The 2,892-nt window shown below is 60.6% G+C and carries 3 protein-coding genes; all 3 read right to left on the bottom strand.

Features of this window, described 5'->3' with window-relative positions; translation table 11 throughout:
• The coding region (locus tag ACH2EH_RS23590) for a tetratricopeptide repeat protein (RefSeq protein WP_395145639.1) at positions 1 to 1,251 on the bottom strand (1,251 nt) is incomplete at its 3' end.
• Positions 1,248 to 1,925 (bottom strand): tetratricopeptide repeat protein, encoded by a 678-nt coding sequence (locus tag ACH2EH_RS23585; protein WP_395145637.1) that lies wholly within the window; start codon positions 1,923 to 1,925, stop codon positions 1,248 to 1,250. The genes ACH2EH_RS23585 and ACH2EH_RS23590, both read right to left, overlap by 4 nt.
• A partial coding sequence (locus ACH2EH_RS23580; RefSeq protein ID WP_395145635.1) for an ATP-binding protein occupies positions 1,888 to 2,892 on the bottom strand: 1,005 nt, incomplete at its 5' end. The genes ACH2EH_RS23580 and ACH2EH_RS23585, both read right to left, overlap by 38 nt.

Below are 2,892 nucleotides of genomic sequence, written 5' to 3'. Positions count from 1 at the left end.
CGGCAGGCTCGCTGCAAGCATCTCGGTCTTTGCTTCGGTGAGTGTGTCCAGGCTTGCCCGACTCTGCTCCACGAGCGCGATGGCTCTTTGAAACGCCGTTAGCGCCTCATGTGGTTTTCCCTGATCTCGCTGGACCTGCCCCAGCGTGTCCCAGGTAAGCTGCTCACTACTGGGGTTCAAGAGCTGCTGGTGCAGAGGCAGCGCCTGCTGACAGAGCGCCAGGGCTGCTGGGTAGCGCTTCAAAAGCAAAGCACTCGCTCCCAGATTACTCAGAGCATCCGCCTCACCCCGCGCATCGCCGAGCTGCCGGTAGAGTGTCTGGGCTTTCTCAAAGTGTTCAAGTGCTTGCTCAGGCCTCTCCTGCATGGCGTGGACTTGCCCGAGATTACTTAGCGCTGTTGCTTCGCCCCGCTTGTCTCCCGAAGCACGCCGGAGCGTGAGCACTTCCTCGTAGAGTACCCGCGCCTTCTCAGGCTGTGAGAGCGCCGCATAGGTGCTGGCGATCCCAGCCCTCGTGGTTGCCTCGACGGCCTTATTGCCCAGGGGCTCTTGCAGTACCAGCGCTTTCTGGTAGAGTTGGAGCGCTGGGATATACTGCCCGATGGCTTTGTGACAGACCCCAATATTGTAAAGTGAGCTGGCCTCGCTTGCTGGGTCTTTGAGCTGCTGGCGGACCGTGAGGGCTTTTTCGTACTGCTGGCGTGCGGCGAGAAACTGCCCGGTGAGTCGGTAGATTGTCCCGATATTGCTGAGAGTATTGGCCTCACTACGCTTGTTACCGTTGGCCTGATGGAGAGAAAGGGAACGCTCATAGTGCTCCCGAGCCTTGGTGTACTCGCCGGTTGCACCATGGACATTGCCGATATTGGTAAGCGTGTCCGCCTCACGCAGACGATCTCCCAGCTCCCGCCGGATCGCCAAGGCGCGGTTCAAGAACTCCAGAGCCTCGTCGGGCTTTCCCAAGAAACGTGCGAGGCTCCCCAGGTCATTGAGTGTGTTGCCCTCACCGGCGCGGTCTTGGACTTGCTGAAAAAGCTCAAGCGCTTGCTGGGCGTAGCCCTGGGCCTTCGAGTACTGGCGCAACATCTGAAAAAGCCCACCGAGGCTGTAGAGTGCACGTGCCTGAGTCCTGATGTTCTGGTTTTTCTTCGCCAGTGCTAGGGCTCCCTCAAAGAGCCGCTGCGCGGTCTCCCACTGGCTGGCGCGAACAGCGGCATCGCCCTGCTTGAGTTTTTCTTCTTCGTCGCTCATTGCTTTGTCCTCAGTACCTCCAGGAGATCTTGTGTGTAGTCAGCATAGGGCGACTCTAGCTCCAAAAAGAGCGCGAGTGCTTCTTCGTAGAGAGTGTGGGCCGTGTCTAGATTGCCGAGCGCCTGCGCGGCTTCTCCTTCGTTGTTGAGGGCTTTTGCCAGCAGATCCAGATCGCCGCTCCTGCGTGCCGCCGCACTGGCTCGTTGGTAGTGCTGAGCCGATAGGGCAAAATTCTCCCAGAGATAGGCGACGTAGCCCGCATTGTTCTCAACCCTAGCGATCCCACGGAGATTATTGTGCTGCTCGTAGAGATGCAGGGCGCGGGTGAAGTGGGCGTGAGCTCGCTGCACCTTGCCTGTGAGATCTTCGCCCTCAATCAGCCCAAGATTATTGTGAACAAAAGCCGCATCCGTGCTCTCCTGGGCTTCAAAAAAAGCCAGTGCCTCCGTGAAGTAGTGTTGGGCGACTTCTTTCTCTCCCCGGTAGAGCGCCACTTGGCCCAGGAGGTTCTGCGCCCGCGCAATCCCGACGGAGTCGTGCAGGGTCTGGGCGAGAGCCAGTGACTCACTTGCTGCCGCTTGGGCCGGCTCACCCTCCTGAAGATCCAGACACAGTCCCGCCCACTCGCCCAGGCCTTCAACTTTTTGGGTGCCCTGTAACTCCGGAAGAATCATGGCCAGTGGCTCCTGCGCGGCCCTTGCAAAGCCGCGCCGGGTAAGTAATCCTAGCCAGCGCTAGGGCGCACTCGCCGCGCTCCTGAGTGGGCACACTCCGCGTGCCCAGCACGGCTTGTAGGTTGAGTCGCTCGCGCTCTAGCAGTGCCAGCGCCTCGCTCTCCGTCAGGGTGCGGAACTGCCCACGGACTTTTCTTGCCCAGTGCGCAAAGTGGTGCGCATGTGCCCGCGTCGTTTGCTCCTCAAGCGCTTTTTGCTCCTCCAGTCGCTCCGTGGCGTACTCGCCGACGGTCTCCAGAAAACGGTAGCGCACCCGCTGACTACGCGTCTCGGTCTCCGCCTGAAGTAGCGAGTGGCGGCGCAGGGCATGCACGCTCTCTAAAACATCCTCGGCAGTGCAGACATCCTCGGCATCCTCTAAATAAAACCCGCCTGCAAAAACGGAGAGCTGTGCAAAGACCTCTCGCTCCTGTGCCTCAAGAAGCCCACACGACGAGTCTAAAGCGGCCCGGAGCGCACGCTGAAGCAGCTCGCGTGGTGTGAGAGTCGCCACCCGCGCCGCCGCCAGCTCAACGGCGAGCGGAATGCCATCGAGGCGCTCGCAGAGCTTTTGCAGATCCGCTGCATTCTCGGGTGTCGCCGCAAACGCTGCGTGCTTGGTCTTTCCGCGCACCATAAAGAGTTCGTGCGACTCCTCCGGGGAGAGCGGGGACACCTCAACCACGGTCTCTGCCTGAAGGTTCAGTGCCCGCCGCGCCGTCACCAAAAGATGTAGCTCGGGGAGCGCACTCAGGAGCGCATGCATCTGCTCTGGGGCACCATCGCACTGTTCCGCGCTGTCCAGCACGAGTAAGACCCGCTTGCCTCGGAGCGTGGCGATGAGCTGTTTCTGAAGCGAGGTGGTTGCCTGCATGGGTATCCCAAGTGCCGCTGCAAGCCGGTAGAGCAGCGTCTCGCTCTCTGTTGC

The organism is Armatimonas sp., assembly GCF_043760365.1.
In the GTDB taxonomy this organism is placed as follows: domain Bacteria; phylum Armatimonadota; class Armatimonadia; order Armatimonadales; family Armatimonadaceae; genus Armatimonas.
This window is presented reverse-complemented; position numbering and strand designations above follow the sequence as displayed.